General features: G+C 66.9%; 13 protein-coding genes. 8 read left to right on the top strand and 5 right to left on the bottom strand.

The window, feature by feature from the left end; all coding sequences use genetic code 11:
* The first annotated feature begins 103 nt into the window (after window positions 1-103).
* Entirely contained in the window at window positions 104-2,464 is a 2,361-nt protein-coding gene (locus tag ACYVJ8_RS13855; RefSeq protein ID WP_460713355.1) for a S9 family peptidase, read from the top strand.
* A gap of 78 nt (window positions 2,465-2,542) precedes the next feature.
* Entirely contained in the window at window positions 2,543-3,454 is a 912-nt protein-coding gene (gene hemF / locus ACYVJ8_RS13850) for an oxygen-dependent coproporphyrinogen oxidase (protein ID WP_460713353.1), read from the top strand.
* A 13-nt stretch (window positions 3,455-3,467) separates the two neighbouring features.
* On the opposite strand, the gene ACYVJ8_RS13845 is transcribed toward hemF, so the two are convergent.
* Window positions 3,468-3,980, bottom strand: coding sequence for a DUF421 domain-containing protein (locus ACYVJ8_RS13845; protein WP_460713351.1), 513 nt, complete (start codon window positions 3,978-3,980; stop codon window positions 3,468-3,470).
* Between the two features lie 543 nt (window positions 3,981-4,523).
* Window positions 4,524-7,298 carry a DNA polymerase I gene (gene polA, locus ACYVJ8_RS13840; protein WP_460713350.1) on the bottom strand — a complete coding sequence of 925 codons (2,775 nt, stop codon included), beginning with the start codon at window positions 7,296-7,298 and terminating at the stop codon, window positions 4,524-4,526.
* 138 nt (window positions 7,299-7,436) lie between these two features.
* Here polA and ACYVJ8_RS13835 point away from each other — a divergent pair, with 138 nt between their 5' ends.
* Window positions 7,437-7,736 (top strand): DUF2782 domain-containing protein, encoded by a 300-nt coding sequence (locus ACYVJ8_RS13835; protein ID WP_460713349.1) that lies wholly within the window; start codon window positions 7,437-7,439, stop codon window positions 7,734-7,736.
* A gap of 140 nt (window positions 7,737-7,876) precedes the next feature.
* Here ACYVJ8_RS13835 and ACYVJ8_RS13830 read toward each other — a convergent pair whose 3' ends face one another.
* Both ACYVJ8_RS13830 and uvrD read right to left on the bottom strand, forming a co-directional pair.
* Window positions 7,877-8,245 carry an HU family DNA-binding protein gene (locus ACYVJ8_RS13830; protein ID WP_187711007.1) on the bottom strand — a complete coding sequence of 123 codons (369 nt, stop codon included), beginning with the start codon at window positions 8,243-8,245 and terminating at the stop codon, window positions 7,877-7,879.
* Window positions 8,246-8,418: 173 nt separating this feature from the next.
* Window positions 8,419-10,617: a DNA helicase II gene (gene uvrD / locus ACYVJ8_RS13825; RefSeq protein ID WP_460713348.1), complete on the bottom strand. Its 2,199-nt coding sequence runs from the start codon at window positions 10,615-10,617 to the stop codon at window positions 8,419-8,421.
* 98 nt (window positions 10,618-10,715) lie between these two features.
* Between uvrD and ACYVJ8_RS13820 the strand changes: the two genes are divergently transcribed.
* A complete protein-coding gene (locus ACYVJ8_RS13820) occupies window positions 10,716-11,678 on the top strand; it encodes a M61 family metallopeptidase (protein ID WP_460713346.1) in 963 nt (320 codons plus the stop codon).
* Window positions 11,679-11,702: 24 nt separating this feature from the next.
* Here the strand turns inward: ACYVJ8_RS13820 and ACYVJ8_RS13815 are convergent, their stop codons facing one another.
* Entirely contained in the window at window positions 11,703-12,752 is a 1,050-nt protein-coding gene (locus ACYVJ8_RS13815; RefSeq protein WP_460713344.1) for a saccharopine dehydrogenase family protein, read from the bottom strand.
* Window positions 12,753-12,904: 152 nt separating this feature from the next.
* Between ACYVJ8_RS13815 and ACYVJ8_RS13810 the strand changes: the two genes are divergently transcribed.
* From ACYVJ8_RS13810 to ACYVJ8_RS13795, 4 genes are all read left to right on the top strand, one after another.
* Window positions 12,905-15,139: a S9 family peptidase gene (locus ACYVJ8_RS13810; protein WP_460713342.1), complete on the top strand. Its 2,235-nt coding sequence runs from the start codon at window positions 12,905-12,907 to the stop codon at window positions 15,137-15,139.
* A gap of 156 nt (window positions 15,140-15,295) precedes the next feature.
* Complete coding sequence (locus ACYVJ8_RS13805; RefSeq protein ID WP_460713340.1) at window positions 15,296-17,056, top strand: sensor histidine kinase; 1,761 nt, start codon at window positions 15,296-15,298, stop codon at window positions 17,054-17,056.
* The gene (locus ACYVJ8_RS13800; RefSeq protein WP_460713338.1) at window positions 17,053-17,511 is read left to right on the top strand and encodes a response regulator; all 459 of its coding nucleotides are present in this window, start codon (window positions 17,053-17,055) and stop codon (window positions 17,509-17,511) included. The genes ACYVJ8_RS13805 and ACYVJ8_RS13800 overlap by 4 nt, the downstream gene beginning before the upstream one ends.
* Window positions 17,508-20,099: a sensor domain-containing protein gene (locus ACYVJ8_RS13795; protein WP_460713335.1), complete on the top strand. Its 2,592-nt coding sequence runs from the start codon at window positions 17,508-17,510 to the stop codon at window positions 20,097-20,099. The genes ACYVJ8_RS13800 and ACYVJ8_RS13795 overlap by 4 nt, the downstream gene beginning before the upstream one ends.
* Window positions 20,100-20,106: the final 7 nt, after the last annotated feature.

Genomic DNA, 20,106 nt, shown 5'->3' with positions numbered 1-20,106 from the left:
GGTCCTGTGCACTGCACCGCCATGGCCGCGGTTCATGACCTTTGGCCCGGTCGCCGGCGGGTCCGGCTGCTAACCTCCGCCGGTCTTCCCATCTGTCGATCCCATGCGCCGTCTGCTGCCGCTTCCCGCCGCTCTGCTGCTCGCCTCCTCCGCCTTCGCGCAAACCCCTATCACCCTCGACCAGGCCATGGCCGACCCCGACTGGATCGGGCCGCCGGTCGAACAGGCGTGGTGGTCCTGGGACGGCAAGCAGGTGCAATACCTGCTCAAGCGCGAAGGCGCCGCCATCCGCGATACGTATCGGCAAGGGGTCGATGGCGGCGCGGCGCAGAAGGTCGACGGCGCGGCGCGCGCGCAGCTCGATGCCGCCAATCCCGCCTTCGATGCGGCGCATGCGCGCATGGCCTTCGTGCGCAGCGGCGACGTCTTCGTCCGCGACCTGCGCAATGGCGCGCTGACCCAGGTGACGCGCACCGACGTCGCCGAAGCGCTGCCGCAGTGGAGCCGCGAGGGCAACCTGGTCTTCCGCGTCGGCAACGACTGGTATCAGTGGCGCGCCGGCACCGGCGTCACCCAGGCCGCGATCGTCAAGGCGGAGAAGGACCCGGGCGCGGCACCCAAAGCAGACGATCTGCGCGAACGCCAGCTGCGTATGATCCGCACCCTGAAGGACGACAAGGATCGCCGCGACGCCGCGCGCGAGCAGGACGAAAAGTGGCGCAGCGAGGACCCCTCGCGCGCACCGCTGCCCGCCTACCTGGGTAACGACGTCGCCATCGTCGACAGCCTGCTTTCGCCCGACGCGCGCTGGCTGCTGGTGGTGACCACCGCCAAGGATCCCGACGCCGGCCAGGCCGGCAAGATGCCCAAGTACGTGACCGAATCGGGTTACGAGGAATTCGAGGAAGTGCGCACCCGCGTCGGCCGCAACGCGCCGGTGCCGCAGAAGCTGTGGCTGGTCGACGTGGCGAACGCCAAGGTCAGCGAACTCAAGTTCGATGCCCTCCCCGGCATCCAGGACGACCCGCTCGCCGCGCTGCGCAAGGCCGCCAAGCAGGACGCGCTCAAGGGCAATCGCGACGTGCAGGTGCTCACCAGCGGCGACAACAGCGGCCCACCCTCGATCCGCTGGAGCGACGACGGCCGCAGCGCCGCGGTGATGATCCGCGCGATCGACAACAAGGATCGCTGGATCGCCACGGTCGACCTGGCCAACGCGAAGCTGCAGCCGCGTCATCGCCTCACCGATCCGGCCTGGATCAACTGGGGCTTCAACGAATTCGGCTGGACGCCCGACGGACAGCTCTGGCTGCTGTCGGAGCAGAGCGGCTATTCGCACCTGTACCTCAGCGACGGCGGCACGCCGCGCGCGCTGACCTCGGGCAAGTGGGAAGTGTCGGCGCCGCAGCTGTCGCCGGACGGCTCGACCTTCTATTTCCTCTGCAACCGCAAGTGGCCGGGGCGCTATGAAGTCTGTGCGGCCAACCGCAACGGCAAGGACCTGCACGAAGTCACCAATCTCGGCGGCGTCGAGGATTTCACGCTGTCGCCTGACGGCCGCCAGCTGCTGGTGCGCCATTCGCGCAGTTACATGCCGGCGCAGTTGTCGGTGGTCGCCGCCCAGGGCGGTGAAGCGCGCCAGCTCACCGACACGCGCAAGGACGGCTTCAAGTCGCGCGAGTGGATCCAGCCCGAATACGTGCAGGTGCCCAGCAAGCACGGCGCCGGCACGGTGTGGGGCAAGTTCTACGGACCGACGACGCCCGAGCCCGGCAAGAAGTATCCGATCGTTATGTTCGTGCACGGTGCCGGCTACCTGCAGAACACGTTCGAGCGCTACCCGAACTACTTCCGCGAGCAGATGTTCCACAACCTGCTGGTGCAGAACGGCTACATCGTGCTCGAGCTGGATTACCGCGGCTCGGAAGGCTACGGCCGCGACTGGCGTACCGCGATCTACCGCAACATGGGTCACCCGGAGCTCGAGGATTACCTGGATGGCCTCGACTGGGTCGTCGCCAACAAGCAGGGCGACCGCGATCACGCAGGCATCTACGGCGGCTCCTATGGCGGCTTCATGACCTTCATGGCGCTGTTCCGCTCGCCGGGCACGTTCAAGGCCGGCGCGGCGCTGCGCCCGGTGGCGGACTGGTCGCAGTACAACCACGAATACACCAGCAACATCCTCAACACGCCGGAGCTCGACCCGGAGGCGTACAAGGTGTCCTCGCCGATCGAGTACGCGGACAAGCTGCAGGACAACCTGCTGATCGCGCACGGCATGATCGACGACAACGTCTTCTTCAAGGATTCGGTCATGCTGACCCAGCGCCTGATCGAACTGCGCAAGGACAAGTGGGAGATCGCGCCGTATCCGCTGGAACGACACGGCTTCACCCATCCGGATGCGTGGTACGACGAATACCGGCGCATCTATGAGCTGTTCGAGAGGACGCTCAAATAATTCGCGCAGAACGCGCACAAGGAAGCCGGCGATCGCCGGCTTTTTTGTTGCCTGCTGCGGACAAACTACAATGCCGCCATGGAAACCTTCGACACCGTCCGCGACTACCTCACCGGCCTCCAGGACCGCATCTGCACCGCCATCGAAACCGCCGACGGCAGTGCGCGTTTCGTCGAGGACCGTTGGACGCGCGAAGAAGGGGGTGGCGGACGTACCCGTATCCTGCGCGACGGCGCGGTGTTCGAGCAGGCAGGCATTGGCTTCTCCGACGTCGCCGGCACCAAGCTGCCGCCTTCGGCCAGCGCGGCGCGCCCGGAGCTGGCCGGCGCCTCATGGCGTGCGGTCGGCGTGTCGCTGGTGTTTCATCCGCGCAATCCTTACCTGCCGACCACGCACGCCAACGTGCGCCACTTCCGCGCGATGCGCGATGGCGAGACCGTGGCATGGTGGTTCGGCGGCGGCTTCGACCTGACGCCGTTCTACCCTTTCGATGAGGATGTGCTGCATTGGCACCGCACGGCACGCGCCTTGTGCGAACCCTTCGGCGGCGACACGCGCTATGCCGCGCACAAGCAGTGGTGCGACGAGTATTTCCTGCTCAAGCACCGCGGCGAGACGCGCGGCGTCGGCGGGCTGTTCTTCGATGACCTGCACGCGGACTTCGGACGCGACTTCGGCTATATGCGCGCCGTTGGCGATGGTTTCCTGGACGCCTATTTGCCGATCGTCGAGCGCCGCCGCGACACGCCTCATGGCGAGCGCGAGCGCCAGTTCCAGCTGTACCGGCGCGGCCGCTACGTCGAGTTCAACCTCGTCTTCGACCGCGGCACGCTGTTCGGCCTGCAAAGCGGCGGCCGCACCGAATCGATCCTGATGAGCCTGCCGCCGCTAGTGCGCTGGGAGTACGGCTACACGCCGGAAGCCGGCAGCGCCGAAGCACGGCTCGCCGATTACCTGCGCCCGCGCGACTGGCTAACGGAATTGGGCTGATCGCCTCGGCGCACTAATGCGCGCCCGGCGACTGCTGGCTCGGCATCTGCCTCGGGATGATGGTGATGTGGCCGTTGGTTTCGAGCACGGCCTGATGAATCTCCTCGACGTCGCATATGCCCGCTTCGCGCATCGCCTTGTCGAAATCGGCCCGACTCACCAGCTCGCGCTTCAGCACATCGCGCAACACGTGGCCCTCGTGCACGAGGATCACCGGCTCCCCTTCGGCTATCTTGCGAATGCTCGGATAGCGCGCCGATAGGAAAGCCACGCCATAGTTCAGCGCAAGCAGCGTCGCCGACAGGATGACGGCCGCGGACAGTGAGTTGTCCCCACCGTTCAATCCGTTCTGCACCGCGTTACCGATCAGGATCAACAGCACCAGATCGAACGGCGTGAACTGCCCGACCGCGCGCTTCCCGGAAATCCGAACCAGCACCATCACCGCGAAGTACACGAACACGGCCCGTAGTACGAACTGATACCAAGGCAGACTCAGATCGAATAAGCCGCTCGGTTCGCCCATCACCGTCTCCACCAGGTTGCGATTCCGCATTGTGCCTTTCAACCGTGGAGCCCACGCAACGGCGCACCCCACCGGAGAAGAGCCCCCTTAGTAAGGGGGCGCGGCGACAGCCGCGGGGATTGGCAGCGTGCAGCGGGGCCCGAAGTTTGCGCAGCAAACTTTGGGTTTTTATTTTCTGCGAAGCGGAAAATAAAAAGCCCCGCAGGCAGGGGGGGCCGGCGGGGCTGGAGGAGCGGGGCCTGGGGAGGGGCCGTCGCTCCTGGGATCACTCCAGGGGAGGGAGAGATCAGCGACAGGCGTTGCACCTGTCGCGAGCAATAAGACCACCCTTCACATGGATAGTTCGTGAAGAGGCAGGTTAACGATTTGTTGGGTTCAGGATGGATTCATTCCCCCAACTTCGGCAAAAACCGCTGAACAGGCAACGCCTACGCGCGTACTTCGTCTAATAGGCAATTAACAAACATAGCGTTCCACGCATTCACCCGGTCAGGTGGGCGAGTATCGCGGCCGGTCGCGGAATTGCCTTGCGTTGACGCTTCTTCAATGCGCTTGGCCCCAGTTATCGCCCACGCCGCTGTCGACCACCAACGGCACGCGCAGTTGGGCCGCCGCCGCCATCCGCTCCGCGACTTCGGTGCGCAGCGTGTCGACGAAATTCTCGTCCACTTCGAACACGAGTTCGTCGTGCACCTGCAGCACCATCAGCGCGCGGCTTGCGCCGGTGTCGCTGCGCAGCGGCGACAGCCAGCCGTCGATCTGCACCATCGCCCGCTTGATGATGTCCGCCGCCGTGCCCTGCATCGGCGCGTTGATCGCCGCGCGTTCCGCGCCGGCGCGCAGACCCTGGTTGCGAGCGTTGATGTTGTCCAGATAGAGGCGGCGTCCGAACACGGTTTCGACGTAGCCGCGATCGCGCGCCTGCTGACGGGTCCGCTCCATGAACTCGCGCACGCCGGGATAGCGCGAGAAGTACAGGGCGATGTAGTCCTGTGCCTCGCCGCGCGCGATGCCGAGATTGCGCGCCAGTCCGAACGCGCTCATCCCGTACATCAGGCCGAAGTTGATCGCCTTGGCGGCGCGGCGTTCGTTGCCGCTGACCTCGTCGAGCGCCTTGCCGAACACCTCCGCGGCCGTGGCGCGATGGATGTCCGCGCCGGATTCGAACGCGCGCAACAGGCCCGCGTCTTCCGACAGGTGGGCCATGATCCGCAACTCGATCTGCGAATAGTCGAACGACACGATCTTGCGTCCCGGCGGCGCGATGAAGGCGTCGCGAATACGCCGACCGTCGTCGGTGCGAATGGGGATGTTCTGCAGGTTCGGATCGTTGGAGGCCAGACGTCCCGTCGCCGCGCCGGCCTGGTGGTAACTGGTGTGCACACGGCCCGTTTCCGGATTCACCATCTCCGGCAGCTTGTCGGTGTAGGTGCTGCGCAGCTTGGCCAGGCCGCGATAGTCGAGGATGACGCGCGGCAATTCGTGCAGGTCGGCGATCGCTTCCAGCGCTTCCTCGTTCGTCGACGGCTGGCCACTCGGCGTCTTCACCAGCGCCGGCAACTTGAGTTCGTCGAACAACAGCTGGCCGAGCTGCTTGGGCGAGTCCAGGCTGAAGCTGCGTCCGGCCAGTTCGGTCGCCTTCTGCTGGGCGGCGAGCATGCGCTTGCCCAGGTCGTTGGACTGGCGACGCAGTTCGTCTGCGTCGATCAGCACGCCGTTGGCTTCCACGCGTTCGAGCACCGGCACCAGCGGCATCTCGATGTCGCGGTACACGCGCTCCAGTGCGGGTTCGGCGGCGAGCTTGGGGGCCAGCGCACGGTGCAGCCGCAGGGTGACGTCGGCGTCCTCGGCGGCGTAGCGAGTCGCGTCTTCCAGCGATACCTGGGTGAAGGAAATCGCTTTGGCGCCCTTGCCCGTCACCTGCTCGTATTTGATCGTGTTGTAGCCAAGGTAACGCTTGGCCAGCGAATCCATGTCGTGACGCGTCGCCGTGGCGTTGTAGACGAAGCTCTCCAGCATCGTGTCGTCGGCATAGCCCTGCACCTCGACGCCGTGGCGGCGCAGCACGTGCAGGTCGTACTTGCCGTGCTGGGCGATCTTGCGCTTGGTCGGATCGGTGAACAGCGGCTTCAGCGCGGCCAGCACGGTTTCGCGAGAGAGCTGCGCCGGAGCGCCGGGATAGGTATGGCCCAGCGGCAGGTACGCGCCGTGGCCGGGCTCGACGGCGAAGCTGATACCGACCAACTGCGCCCGCATCGGGTCGAGCGAGTCGGTTTCCACGTCGAAAGCGAAGGCATCGGCGGCCTGCAGTTTCGCGATCCAGGCCTGCAGATCCGCGTCGCCGACGATGCATTCGTACTGGCCCGGCGCGGACAAGGCCGGATCGACCGCCTCGGCCGTGGTGCTGCCGCGCGCATAGCCGGCGGCGGTGCCGCGCACGCTGATCTTGGCGGCGTCATCGTCGGCGGCGGCAGGACCTTCGAGTTCGCGCAACGCCTGCTTGAAGCCATAGCGCGCGTACAGGCGGCGCAGGGCCTCGGTGTCGCGCGGCTGCAGCACCAGGTCCTGCGGGCGGTAGTCGAGCGGCACGTCGACCTTGATGGTGACCAGCTCGCGATTGAGTGGCAGGCGCTCGAGCGCGGCGCGCAGGTTGTCACCGATCTTGCCCTTGATGTCGCCGGCGTGCGCCATCACGCCATCGAGCGTGCCGTACTCGCCCAGCCACTTCGCCGCGGTCTTGGGCCCGCACTTGTCCACGCCCGGCACGTTGTCGACGGCGTCGCCCATCAGCGCGAGGAAGTCGACGATCTGCTCCGGCCGCACGCCGAACTTGTCCACCACCGTCGACTCGCCGTCGTAGCGGCTGCCGCTCATCGTGTTGACCAGGACGATGCCTGGCCGCACCAGCTGCGCGAAGTCCTTGTCGCCGGTGGAAATGGTCGTCTCGATGTCGTCGTCGGCCGCCTGGATCGCAAGCGTGCCGATCACGTCGTCCGCCTCCACCCCGCCCACGCGCAGGATGCGGAAGCCCAGCGCCTGGACGATTTCGCACATCGGCTCGATCTGCGCGCGCAGCTCATCGGGCATCGCCTTGCGATTGGCCTTGTATTCGGGATACATCGCGTCGCGGAAAGTCGGGCCCGGCGCATCGACGACGAAGGCGATGTAGTCCGGCTGCTCCTTCAGGTGCGCGCGCAGCATGTTGACCACGCCAAACAGCGCGCCGGTGGGCTCGCCGGCCTCGTTGGTCAGCGGCGGCAGGGCATGGAAGGCGCGGTACAGGTAACTGGAACCATCGATCAGGACGAGTCGTTTCATGGATCGATTCTACCGGGACGTGCTACCGGGAAGGCTCAACCCGCATACCTCGCGCAGCCCGCAGCCCGGTGCGCATGCGCCGGAGTCACGCGCGAACGCGTATGCTCGTCCCAGTCGCTACGGCATCCGGAGAATCCCATGCGTGTGTCCTTGGCCGTCCTGCTGGCACCTGTCCTGCTCGCCCTCGGCGCCTGTGCCTCGATGCCCGACGAAGATCCGACCGCCGGTCTGCAGGGCGCCGACGTCACCACGCGCATGGTCGACGGCGACAAGGTCGAGGAGTACCGCGTGCAAGGCCAGCTGCAGGTGGTGAAGGTCACCCCGCGGCGCGGCAAGACCTACTACCTGATGGACCGCAACGGCGATGGCCGTCTCGATAGCAGCAAGGGCGAAGGCCCGGTGTCGCCGGTGCTGTGGAAGCTGTTCCAATGGAACTGAGCGCGGGCTAACGCAGCGCGAAAGCAACGTCCATGGGTTCCCGCCTGCGCGGGAACGACGAGCTCAAAGAGAGCCGAAAACCTGAAAAAACAAGGCCCGCCGAAGCGGGCCTTGTTCGATGCATCGACGTGATCCGGGGATCAGGCCGCAGCGTCCTTGAGCTTCTTCAGCGCGCGGACCTTGATCTTGACGGTGGCCGGCTTGGCAGCGAACCACTGTTCTTCCTTGGTGAACGGGTTGATGCCCTTGCGCTTCGGCTTGGCCGGAACGTTCACCACGTTGATCTTCAGCAGGCCCGGCAGGGTGAAGGCGCCTGCGCCCTTCTTGCTGACCGAAGCGTGCACCGCGCCTTCCAGCGCGCCCAGAATCGCACGCACGTCCTTGGCGACGACACCAGTCGTCTCGGACAGGTGAGCGACCAGGCCGGACTTACCCAGCACTTCCTTGATCGGCTTGACGGCGGCCGGCTTGGCGGCGGCCTTCTTCGGAGCAGCTTTCTTCTTCGCCATTTTTCTATATCCCCCGGATGGAGAGTTGATTTGAGGTATGCCTGGAAAAACCCCTCGGCAAGCGGAATGTAGGGCACAAAAGCCGCGCCGCCAAGCGTCTTTTTGCACTTTTTCCGGTTTTTTTTCTATGTGGCGACGGATGGCGGCGCCGATACGCCGCCATCGGCCGATCCTCAGGCCGGTTGCAGATTGGACGAAGCCAGCTTCAACCACTTGCTGCCGGCCGTCTCGAAGTTGACCTGCACGTTCGCGTAGGCGCCGCTGCCGACGAAATCGGTGACCACGCCGTGGCCATAACTGGGATGCACCACGTCCTGCCCAAGACGGAAAGCGGGCACGTCGATCGCCGCGTGGCCCAGGTCGCGGCGCGGTTGCGCGGCGTACATCGGCCGCGACACCTGCACCTTGGGACGCACCTCATGGAGCAGTGCAGCAGGGATTTCGCGCAGAAAACGCGAGGGCGTACCGTACATGTCCATGCCGTGGATGCGGCGCGTCTCGGCGTAGCTGAGCACCAGTTTCTGCCGCGCGCGGGTGATGCCCACGTAAGCGAGGCGGCGTTCCTCTTCCACGCGTCCCGCTTCTTCCGAGGACTTCAGGCTGGGAAACAACCCCTCTTCCAGGCCGCCGAGGAACACCAGCGGAAACTCCAGGCCCTTGGCGCTGTGCAAGGTCATCAGCTGCACGCTGTTTTCGCCGGCCTGGGCCTGGCCTTCGCCGGCTTCCAGCGCGGCGTAGCTGAGAAAGGCGATCAGCTCGGGCATCGCCGCGGCCTCTTCTTCGTCATCTCGGCCGGTGAAGCGCGAGGCGACCGAGACCAGTTCGTCGAGGTTTTCGGTGCGCGAATCCAGCTGCCCGCGCGACTCGTTGGCGTAGTGCTCGCGCAGTCCGGAGCGGGCCAGCACGTGGTCGATCTTGTCGGGCAGCGGGCGCGTATCGACCTCGTTGGACAGATCGTCGACCAGCAGCAGGAACCCGGCCAGCGCATTGCGCGAACGCGCCGCCAGCGTGTTATCGCCGGTGAGGCGCCTGGCCGCTTCCCATAGCGCGACGCCGTCGGCGCGGGCGCGCTTGCGCACCTCTTCCAGCGTGCGGTCGCCGATGCCGCGCGGCGGCGTGTTGACCGAACGCTCGAACGCGGCGTCGTCCACGCGCGAGGCGATCAGGCGCATGTAGGCCAGCGAATCCTTGATTTCCGCGCGCTCGAAGAAGCGCATGCCGCCGTAGACGCGGAACGGGATCCGCGGCTCTTCCTGCAGCACTTCTTCGTACGCACGCGACTGCGCGTTGCTGCGGTAGAGGATGGCGACATCGCCGTAGTCGCCGCCGTCGCGCATCCACTGGCGGATGCGTTCGACGACGAAGCGCGCCTCGTCCATCTCGTTGTAGGCGGCGTACAGATCGATCGGTTCGCCGTGGCCGGTGTCGGTCCACAGCTTCTTGCCCAGGCGGTCCGGGTTATGCGCGATCACCGCATTGGCCGCATCCAGGATGGTGCTGGTGGAACGGTAGTTCTGCTCCAGCCGGATCGTCTGCGCATCGCCGCCCGCACCGTTGAAATCGCGCAGGAAGCGCTGCATGTTCTCGACCTTGGCGCCGCGCCAGCCGTAGATCGACTGGTCGTCGTCGCCCACCACGAACACATGCCCGGTGTCGCCCGCGAGCACGCGCACGAAGGCGTACTGGATCGCGTTGGTGTCCTGGAACTCGTCGACCAGGATCTCGCGGAAGCGATGGCGGTAATGCGCCAGCAGCGCCGGATTGTCGCGCAGCAGCTCGTGCGCACGCAGCAGCAGTTCGGCGAAGTCGACCAGGCCGGCGCGGTCGCAGCGCTCCTGGTACACGGCGTAGCAGCGGTGCATCACGTCCAGCCAGTCGTCGTTGCGCTCCGGCTGGATGTGCTGCGGGCGACGGCCCTCGTCCTTCTGCGCGTTGATCCACCACACGATCTGGCGCGGCGGGAAGCGCGCTTCGTCCAGCTCCAGCTGCTGCACCACGCGCTTGACCAGGCGCAGCTGGTCGTCGCTGTCGAGCACCTGGAAGCCTTCCGGCAACTTCGCCTCCTGCCAGTGCAGGCGCAGCAGGCGATGGGCGATGCCGTGGAAAGTGCCGATCCACATGCCGCGCGCGCCATGGCGCAGCAGGTGTTCGGCGCGCGCGCGCATTTCGCCGGCGGCCTTGTTGGTGAACGTCACCGCCAGAATGCCGTGCGGCGGCACGCCGAAGACTTCATTGAGCCAGGCGATGCGGTGGGTGAGCACGCGGGTCTTGCCGGAACCGGCACCGGCGAGAACGAGATAGTGGCCCGGCGGTGCACTGACGGCCTCGCGCTGGGCGGGGTTCAGCGCGTCGAGCAAATGCGAAACATCCATGCGCGCATTCTACCGGCCACCCGGTGTCGCAGGCTGAGAAAGCCCGGCTTCACGCGCGCAGGGGCACAGTGTGGCTGTCGTCCCTCGCGGATCCATCCATGGCTCGTCCGGTTCTCCTGCGACCTTCCGTCCCGTGCCTGATCGCGCTGCTCCTGGCCTGCGCCGGGCCGGTCGCCGCCGCGGACACGACGGCCACGCGAGTGCGGATCGATCAGGATGAACTGCGCAGCGGCGATCACGTCCTGCATCTGCAGATCGCGCCGGACATCGACCCTGACCGCGCCCGCATGCTGCGCGCCTGGCTGGCGGAAACCGCGCAGGCCACGCTGGCCGCCTACGGCCGCTTCCCCCTGCCCGATGCGACGATCCGCGTCAGCGAAGTCGACGGTCGCAGCAGCAGCCCGGTGCCTTGGGGGCAGACCTCGCGGCGCGGCTCCGTCGCCGTGCTGCTGTTCGTGCGCAAGGATGCCAGCCTCGGGGAGTTGCGCGCGGACTGGACCGCCGTGCACGAACTTTCGCACCTGTTCCACCCTTACCTGGGCGACGACGGCCGCTGGCTGGCGGAAGGCCTGGCGAGCTATTACCAGAATGTATTGCGCGCGCGCAGCGGGCTGCTCGACGAAGCCGAGGCCTGGCGGCGGCTGGATGCCGGTTTCGGTCGCGGCCGTCGCGAGGACAGCGGTATGCGCCTGGACGAACTGTCCGGCACGCGCCACGGCACCATGCGCGTGTATTGGGCCGGCGCCGCCTATTGGCTGGAAACGGATCTGGCCCTACGCGAACGCGGCGGCAGCCTCGACGCCGTGCTTTCGCGCTACGCCGATTGCTGCCTGAGCGGCAGCGGCGAAGTCGCGCCGGCGGAGTTCATCGCGCAGTTGGACCAGATCGCCGGTGGCGACGCATTCACGCGCACCTTCCAGCGCTATTCGGCGTCACGCGAATTCCCATCGCTCGACGCGGCCTACGCAAAGCTGGGGCTCACCGCGACCACCGGCGGCCTGCGCTTTTCCGATCGTGCGCAGGCGCGGCGCCTGCGCGAAGCGGTGATGGGCCGGCGCTGATCGGCTTCGGCGCGATTCGGTGCGCTACTGCGGTCCTTCTATCGCCACACCCGGCAATTCCAGCACGTAATCGGCTCCCATCAACTGCGAGGGCGTGTAGTAGCCGCCTGGAGGCGCCGGGTTGTCGAGGAAGCACTGCACGATGCCCAGCGACGAAGTCACCGTCAGCGCATAGCCGTTCGGCGTGACCATGCGCCGCACTTGGGCGCGCCCGTTGCCGCGGACCTCGCCCCAGAAGTACGCCTGAGTGCTATCGCGCGTTTGCGCATCCGGTCCTTTCACACTGCGCTCGACGCGCCGCTTGAGCCAGCGCTGCACGAACTGCGTGCGCAGTAGCGGCCCCAGCAGGCGCAGGCGGCGGACGCGCGCGATGGTCTTCGGCGAGGCCGTCGTATAGACCTCGATGTCGGGAATGTCGGTACTCACGTACGCGGTGAACACGTCGCCCCAGGGAATGGTCATCGCCATCTTGTCGGCGCCGTCGCGGGTGAAAGTGCGCGTCTTCCACGCCAGCGGCACGCGCTTGAGCACACCGCCCTCGCGCACGCGGCCACCGGAACCCAGGCCTTCTACGCTGGTCTTCGCCGTGCCCGGGCTGAAACCGCCGCCCGCATCGAAACCCAGCACCAGCGAGGTCGCCCACGGGCAATCGCGATGCAATTGCGCGGCCAGGCAGTCGCTGGGGACGACGTCGAAGCCGACACCCGGCGTCACCACGATGCCGGCCTCCTGCGCGCGCGCATGCTGCGCATGGCAGTGCGCGAACACGTCGATCTCGCCGGTGATGTCGAGATAGTGCGTGCGCGTGGCCAGGCAGCCTTCGAGCATGGGGGCGCTGGTGGCGGAGAACGGCCCGGCGCAGTGCAGCACCAGATCCATGCCGCGCAGGCCTTCTTCCACTGCGCTGGGAATATCCAGCGTGAATTGGCGCCAGCGCAGGCCCAGCTCCTCAGCGAGCGCGCGCACCGCGGCCTCGCTGCGGCCGGCGAGCACGGGCTGCAGGCCACGCCGGACCGCTTCGGCGGCGATCAGGCGGCCGGTATAGCCATTGGCGCCATAGATCATCCATTGCATGGGCGAGCATCTCCTCTGGCCGAAAGGGCCGAACAGGCCGAATTGGGACTGGCCGCGCCGGCGCGCGGTCACCCTAGAATCGTCATCCTACCTATCCACCGGAACCGCATCGCATGCGCTGGCCCGCTTTCCTTGCCGCCGTCACACTCGCCATGAGCGCCCACGCCCAGACTTCGCCCGCCATGCCTCAGCCCGCACCGCACAAGCTCACGCTCGAAGCGATCGCGGGCGATGCGCCGCTGTCGGGTCCGAGTCTGGAAAAGCCGCAGATCGCGCCCGACGGCAGCCGCGTGACCTTCCTGCGCGGCAAAGCCGACCAGAAGAACCGCCTGGATCTGTGGGCCTACGATGTCGCCAGCGGCAAGACTCAGCTGCTGGTCGACAGCAACGATGTCCTGCCGGGCGAGGAAGTGCTCAGCGACGCCGAGAAGGCACGGCGCGAGCGCGCACGCACCGCCTCGCTCAGCGGCATCATCGAATACCAGTGGGCGCCCGACGCGAAGTCCCTGCTGTTCCCGCTCGGCGGCGAGTTGTATCTGTATGACCTGGGCAAGTCCGGCAAGGACGCGGTGCGCCAGCTCACTCACGGCGAGGGCTTCGCCACCGATCCGAAGCTCTCGCCCAAGGGCGGCTTCGTCAGCTTCATCCGCGAACGCAATCTGTGGGTCATCGACCTGGCCAGCGGCAAGCAGATCCAGCTCACCTCCGACGGTAGCGCGACCATCGGCAACGGCGTGCCCGAATTCGTCGCCGACGAGGAAATGGACCGCCACACCGGCTACTGGTGGGCGCCGGACGACTCCGCGATCGCGTTCGCGCGGATCGACGAATCGCCGGTGCCGGTGCAGAAGCGCTACGAGGTGTACCCGGATCGCACCGATGTGATCGAGCAACGCTATCCGGCCGCGGGCGACCACAACGTGTTGATCCGCCTCGGCACGATCGCGCCGCGCGCCGCCGCGCAGCCGCGTTGGATCGACCTGGGCAAGAACGAGGACATCTACCTCGCCCGCGTCGACTGGCGCGATCCGCAACACCTCACCTTCCAGCGCCAGTCGCGCGATCAGAAGCGGCTGGAGCTGATCGAAACCGACCTGACCTCGAACGCGCAACGCTCGCTCGTCACCGAAACGAGCAAGACCTGGGTGCCGCTGCACAACGATCTGCGCTTCCTCAAGGACGGACGCTTCCTGTGGAGCTCCGAACGCAGCGGCTTCCAGCATCTGTACGTGATCGACGCGAAGGGCCATGCCACGGCGTTGACCTCCGGCGAGTGGCCGGTCGACAGCGTGCTGGGCGTCGATGAGGGCGCGGGCTTCGTGTACTTCGCCGCCGGCAAGGATTCGCCGCTGGACGCGCAGGTGTACCGCGTGCCGTTGAGCGGCGGCGCCGCTTCGACCGCTCACATCGAACGTCTCTCGCACCCGGATGGCACCCATAAGGCGACCTTCGCCGGCAACGCCAGCGTCTACGTCGACAACTGGTCGGGGCCGGACACGCCGCCGCAACTGCAGTTGTTCCGCAACGACGGCAGCCTGCTCGCGACGCTGCTGCAGAACGACCTGAGCGATCCGCAGCATCCGTATGCGCCGTACCGCGCTGCGCATCGTCCGCTCGAGTACGGGACCCTCACCGCGGCCGACGGCCGCACCACGCTGCACTACAGCCTGATCAAGCCGGAAGGCTTCGATCCGGCGAAGCAGTATCCGGTCGTCGTCTACGTTTATGGCGGCCCCGCGTCGCAGACGGTGACGCGCAGCTGGCCCGGACGCGGCGACCACTGGTTCAACCAGTACCTGGCGCAGCAAGGCTATGTGGTGTTTTCGCTCGACAACCGCGGCACGCCGCGTCGCGGCGCGGCCTTCGGCGGTGCGCTCTACGGCAAGCAGGGCACGGTGGAAGTCGCCGACCAGCTCGCCGGCGTGAAGTGGCTCAAGGCGCAACCCTGGGTCGATGCGCAGCGGATCGGCGTGCACGGCTGGTCCAACGGCGGCTACATGACGCTGATGCTGCTCGCCGAGGCTTCGGACCAATACTCGTGCGGCATTGCCGGGGCGCCCGTCACCGACTGGGGCCTGTACGACACGCACTACACCGAGCGCTACATGGACCTGCCTGCCGCCAATCCGCAAGGCTATCGCCAGGCGCGCGTGCTGCAGCACATCGACGGGCTGAAGTCGAAGCTGCTGCTGATCCACGGCATGGCCGACGACAACGTGCTGTTCTCCAACTCCACCGCGCTGATGAGCGCGCTGCAGAAGCGCGGCCAGCCGTTCGAGCTGATGACGTATCCGGGCGCGAAGCATGGCCTCAAGGGGACCGACCTGCTGCATCGCTTGCGGACCAGCGAGGCCTTCTTCACGCGCTGCCTGAAACCGGCCCCGTAACGTCGGCCCCACGCCGGGATGGGCCCGGCGCACTGGCGTACCGGCATCGGACGGGCTTAGGCTGCGGGTGTCCGCAGATCCGTCCGGATGCCGTGTAACCCAGGAAGGGGCACGATGCAGGGAGCCGTGACAAGCCACAGCCGGTGGCATCATTGGATGTGGAGCGTCGGTTTCGGCCTGGCGCTCATGGCCGTGTCCCTGATGCTTGCGCAGGCTTATCGCACGGCGAGACACGCCGATGCGATGCGCGAGTTCCTCGCCCACACCAGCCGCGTGCTCAGCGGCGTGCAACACCTGGAGACGCTGGCCGCGCGCCTCGAAGCGGACCAGCGAGGATTCCTGATCGCCGGCGCAACCGATCTGGAACGCGCCCGCGAAGGCGAATACGCCGAAGCCCTCCGCGTCGTCGCCAACCTGCGCAGTCTGCTGCAGGACGACGCCGCACAGACGCAGCGGCTCGCGGCCGCCGAGCAGGCGCTGCGGCAACGGCGAGCGCGCATGCTGCAGACCGCGGCCCTCGCCGCCGATGGCGGGTTGCCGGCGGCGCGTGCGGCATTCGATGCGCACGCCGAACAGGGCTACGAGGCGGTACGCGCCACCCTCCTCGTGCTGCGCAACGCCGAGCAGCAGCGGCTGGCGACATTCACTACTGCGGCCGGCGACAGCGCGCGCGACTTCAACGGCGCCGTAGGGGTGGGATCGTTGCTCGCCCTCCTCCTGCTGTTGTTCTGCTGCGCGGCGCTGTGGGGGCAGATGCGCCGCGCCGAACTCGCGCATGAGCGCCTGCTGCTCAACGAGCAACGCATCCGCCAGATCCTGCAGACCGCTTCCGACGCGTTCATCGCCATCGACACCCAGGGACGCATCGAAGAGTGGAACGCGCAGGCCGAGCGCATGTTCGGATGGAGCCGTGCCGAGGCGATGGGGCAAACGCTGGCCGAACTCGCAATTCCCGAACGCTACCGCGACGCCCACCGCACGGGCCTTGCGCGTTACCTCGCCGAGGGCCACGGCCCGGTGATCAATCGCCGCATCGAGATCAGCGCCGTCGATCGCAGCGGCCGCGAATTCCCGATCGAACTGACCATCTGGCCCACCCGTACGGCGACGCAAATCAGCTTCAACGCGTTCCTGCAGGACATCACCGAGCGCAAGACCGCGCAGGATGCGATCCGCAAACTCAACACCGAACTGACCGCGCAGGCGCGCCAGCTCGCCGATACCAACCGCGAACTGGAAAGCTTCAGCTACAGCGTCTCGCACGACCTGCGCGCGCCGTTGCGGCACATGAGCGGCTATGCGCAGATCCTGCGCGAAGAAGCCGCCGAAGGCCTGGATGCGCCGCTGCTTCGCTATGTGGACGAGATCTCCGCCAGCGCCAGGCGCATGGGCGCGCTGATCGACGATCTGCTGGCGTTCTCGCGGCTCAGCCGGCAGGCACTGACGCCGATTCGCGTCGACATGAACGCCGTCGTCGCCGAAGCCATGGACAATGCCGACCTGGCGCAGAACCCGCAGGCCCGCATCGACGTCGCGCCGCTGCCGGCCGCCCACGGCGACCCCGTGCTGCTGCGCCAGGTATGGAGCAACCTCCTCTCCAACGCCGTGAAGTACAGCGCGCCGCGCGGTGCGCTGGCGCGCATCCGCATCGAGGGCGAGCGCGAGGACGACCGCGTGCGCTACCGCGTCCGCGACAACGGTGTCGGCTTCGACCCGCGCTACGCCGACAAGCTGTTCGGCGTGTTCCAGCGCCTGCATCCGGAAGATGAATTCGAAGGCACCGGTGTTGGACTGGCGATTGTGCACCGCATCGTCGCCCGCCACCATGGCCTGGTGAGCGCCGACTCGCGACCCGGCGAGGGCGCCGAATTCGTCTTCGAACTGCCTACCGACCTACCCGAGGAGATGCGTGTATGAGCGGACACATGAGCGGATACCAGCAGGTGGAGATCCTGTTGGTGGAGGATTCTGCGCCGGACGCGGAGATGACCCTGCGGACGCTGAAGAAGCGCGGCATCGCCAACAGCGTCGAGTGGGTCCGCGACGGCGTGGAAGCGCTGGACTGGATCCACTGCCGCAATTCCTACGAGACGCGGCCCAACGGCCATCCCAAGCTGATCCTGCTGGATCTGAAGATGCCTCGGATGGACGGCCTGCAATTGCTCGAAGCGATGAAGGCCGATCCCTTCACGCGCTCGATACCTATAGTCATGATGACCTCTTCGCGTGAAGAAGGGGACCTGCTCGCCAGCTATGGCCTGGGGGTCAACAGTTACGTGGTCAAGCCGGTCGACTTCGCCGAGTTCGCCGAACGCATCTCGCAGATCGGCATGTACTGGATGATCGCCAACCAGACACCCAATAGCCCATGACGCTCCCCAGCCCGCTCAAGGTGTTGCTCGTCGAGGACTCGGCCGCCGATGCGGAGCTGATCGCGCACGTATTACGCAGGCTCGGCACGGTGGAATACCGCCGCGTCGACAACGCCTTCAAGCTGCGTACCACGATCGAGGAATTCGCTCCGCACGTCATCCTCAGCGACTTCACCATGCCCGGCTTCAGCGGCCACGACGCGCTGGTGCTGGTGAGCGAGCTGGCGCCGCACATCCCCTTCGTCTTCGTCTCCAACACCATCGGCGAGGACGTGGCCATCGAAGCCCTGCAGCGCGGCGCCGCCGACTACGTGCTGAAGGACAACCTGCGTCGTCTGCCGCCGGCGGTCGAACGCGCCCTGCGCACCGCGCAGGAGCGCAACGTGCGCGAGCAGATGGAGCGTGCGCTGCGCGAGAGCGAGGAGCGCTTCCGCAGCATCGTCGAGAGCAGCCAGGACTGGATCTGGGAAACCGATCGCGACGGCCACCTGAGCTACAACAACCCGGCGGGCGCGCGGATTCTCGGACGCGATCCGGCAACGCTGGAAGGGGTGCTCTGGTCGACCCTGCTGCACCCGGACGATCACGCGCTCGCCGACGGGATCATGCGCGACGTCGATGCGATGCAGCCCTGGCAGAACCTGCGGCTGCGCTTCCTGCACGAGGACGGCAGCGTCCGCGCGCTGGAATGCACCGGCACGCCGCTGCGCGACGGCGAAGGGCGCACGGTTGGTTTTCGCGGCCTCAATCACGACGTCACCGCACACTTGGCGCAGGAGAGCCGCATCCAGCACCTGGCGCGGCTGCACGCGGTGCTCAGCGCGCTGGGCAACGCCGTGCTGCGTGCGGGCACGCGGCAAGGCGTGCTCGATGCCGCCTGCCGGGTCGCGGTCGAGCAGGGCGGATTTCTCGCTGCCTGCATACGCCAGCTGGGCGACCAGACCAGCATCGTCTCCCGCCACGGCGACGAGCGTGCGCTCGACGCCGTGCTGGAAGTGAGTCTGCGGGCGCGCGACCTGCCGGACGCGATCGAATGGGCACCTGCAATGCGTGCCCTGCGCTACAACGCGGCCACGATCATCTCCGACCTTTCCGCCGACAGCCGTGTCCCCGCATGGGCCCGCGATACCTGGCGCGAACAGGGCATCCAGGCGCAGGCCGTACTGCCGATCGGTTCGCCGCCCTGGGCGGCCATAGGCCTGTACGCGGCCGAGGCGCAGCGTTTCGGCCAGGAGGAGATCGCGCTGTTCGAGCGCCTCGCCGACGAGATCGATTTCGCCGTCGACTTCATCTCCAAGAGCGAGCGACTGGAATACCTGGCGTACCACAATCCGATCAGTGGCCTGCCCAATCGCGCCTCCTTCCAGAAGAACCTGCGCCAACGGCTCAAGCAGGGCCGGATGATGGTCGCGCTCACTGACATCGACCGCTTCGCCGCGATCAACGAATCGCACGGGCGCGCCTTTGGCGACGCGCTGCTGAAGGAGCTCGGCCGGCGCCTGTGCGAGTGGATGGGCGCCGGAGCCTTGGTCGCTCACTTGGAGGCGGACACCTTCGCCATCGCCTGCAGCACGGTCGACAATGCCGAGGACGAGGCGGCACGACTCGACGAGTTGCTGCAGGCGATGCATGCGCCGTTCGCGATCGACCATCGCGAAGTGCGCATCGATCTGCACGCCGGATTCGTGCTCGCGCAGCCCGGCGACGATCCCGAAGCGCTGGAACACCACGCGGCCGCCGCCCTGCTCGAAGGCGAGCGGCGCAAGCTGCGCGTGCACGCGTTCGGCGACGAGCTGCGCGGCCGCGCCAGCCGCCGTCTCGAACTCGAGCACGAACTGCGCGCGGCGATCGAGAACCAACAGTTCGTGCTGCACTACCAGCCGAAATTCAACGCGACCAATCAGCTGCTGATCGGCGCCGAAGCGCTTCTGCGCTGGCGCCATCCCGAGCGCGGCACGCTCGCGCCGGGCGAGTTCATCTCCGTCCTCGAAGAAAGCACGCTGATCGTGCGCGCCGGCCATTGGGCCATGCGCGAGGCCCTGCAGACCGCGCTGAAGTGGCGCGAATGGCATCCCGGCTTCCGCATGGCGGTGAACGTCTCCGCGCAGGAGCTGCACCACAGCAGCTTCCTCGACAGCTGCCGCGATCTGCTGTTGCCGCATGTCGCCGACCAGCCCCTGGACATCGAGATCACCGAGAGCGTGCTGGTCGACGACATCGAGCACAGCATGCACGTGCTCGATGCGCTGCGTGACCTTGGCTGCCGCGTCTCGATCGACGATTTCGGTACCGGCTACTCCTCGCTCAACTACCTGGCGCGGCTGCCTTCGGACGAGATCAAGATCGACCGCTCTTTCGTCGCCCTGATCACCGAAAGCCCGGAGACGATGGCGCTGGTCACCAACATCATCGGCCTGGCCCACTCGCTCTCGCTCAAGGTCGTCGCCGAAGGCGTGGAGGACCAGGAGCAGGCCAAGCTGCTGCGCCTGCTCCGTTGCGACGTGCTGCAGGGTTATCTCCTCGGGCGGCCGTTGCCGGCCGAGGAGTTTTCGTCGCGCTTCCTCGAACAGCGCGCGGCGGACATCTGAATCGTCC

It is taken from the genome of Lysobacter terrae (genome assembly GCF_054782215.1).
The sequence above is the reverse complement of the archived record's forward strand: the minus strand, read 5'-3'. Positions and strand labels throughout refer to the sequence as shown.

What these genes read in the sequence shown, in the direction of transcription:
- ACYVJ8_RS13855 (WP_460713355.1), top strand. Translation starts at nt 104, where the DNA reads ATGCGCCGTCTGCTGCCGCTTCCCGCCGCTCTGCTGCTCGCCTCCTCC.
- hemF (WP_460713353.1), top strand. Translation starts at nt 2,543, where the DNA reads ATGGAAACCTTCGACACCGTCCGCGACTACCTCACCGGCCTCCAGGAC.
- ACYVJ8_RS13845 (WP_460713351.1), bottom strand. Translation starts at nt 3,980, where the DNA reads ATGGGCGAACCGAGCGGCTTATTCGATCTGAGTCTGCCTTGGTATCAG.
- polA (WP_460713350.1), bottom strand. Translation starts at nt 7,298, where the DNA reads ATGAAACGACTCGTCCTGATCGATGGTTCCAGTTACCTGTACCGCGCC.
- ACYVJ8_RS13835 (WP_460713349.1), top strand. Translation starts at nt 7,437, where the DNA reads ATGCGTGTGTCCTTGGCCGTCCTGCTGGCACCTGTCCTGCTCGCCCTC.
- ACYVJ8_RS13830 (WP_187711007.1), bottom strand. Translation starts at nt 8,245, where the DNA reads ATGGCGAAGAAGAAAGCTGCTCCGAAGAAGGCCGCCGCCAAGCCGGCC.
- uvrD (WP_460713348.1), bottom strand. Translation starts at nt 10,617, where the DNA reads ATGGATGTTTCGCATTTGCTCGACGCGCTGAACCCCGCCCAGCGCGAG.
- ACYVJ8_RS13820 (WP_460713346.1), top strand. Translation starts at nt 10,716, where the DNA reads ATGGCTCGTCCGGTTCTCCTGCGACCTTCCGTCCCGTGCCTGATCGCG.
- ACYVJ8_RS13815 (WP_460713344.1), bottom strand. Translation starts at nt 12,752, where the DNA reads ATGCAATGGATGATCTATGGCGCCAATGGCTATACCGGCCGCCTGATC.
- ACYVJ8_RS13810 (WP_460713342.1), top strand. Translation starts at nt 12,905, where the DNA reads ATGAGCGCCCACGCCCAGACTTCGCCCGCCATGCCTCAGCCCGCACCG.
- ACYVJ8_RS13805 (WP_460713340.1), top strand. Translation starts at nt 15,296, where the DNA reads ATGTGGAGCGTCGGTTTCGGCCTGGCGCTCATGGCCGTGTCCCTGATG.
- ACYVJ8_RS13800 (WP_460713338.1), top strand. Translation starts at nt 17,053, where the DNA reads ATGAGCGGACACATGAGCGGATACCAGCAGGTGGAGATCCTGTTGGTG.
- ACYVJ8_RS13795 (WP_460713335.1), top strand. Translation starts at nt 17,508, where the DNA reads ATGACGCTCCCCAGCCCGCTCAAGGTGTTGCTCGTCGAGGACTCGGCC.